General features: G+C 47.9%; 1 protein-coding gene. It reads left to right on the top strand.

Annotated features, from left to right (window positions below):
• Positions 1-240: hypothetical protein (locus AACW90_RS23165; RefSeq protein ID WP_390239405.1), on the top strand; the 240-nt coding region annotated here is incomplete at both ends.

Here is a 240-nt window from a genome sequence, read left to right as displayed (position 1 = left end):
ACAGCATTACTCAACATCAAGCGATAGAACAAGTTAACGGTGATGGCGATATTAATGAGCTAACCATCGGAGTGGATGTTACTGATACCGATGGCGACACCGTACCAAATGCTGCCAATATCAACATCACGATAGCGGATGGTGCGCTCGCAACCGCGACCGATAGCAATGTTACTTTCACTGAAACACAAGGCGTTCAAACGATTACCGGCGGGGACTTAACCGTTGCCGTTGTTCAAG

Origin of the sequence: Vibrio frigidus (assembly GCF_042465995.1) — a bacterium.
GTDB lineage: Bacteria > Pseudomonadota > Gammaproteobacteria > Enterobacterales > Vibrionaceae > Vibrio.
This window is presented reverse-complemented; position numbering and strand designations above follow the sequence as displayed.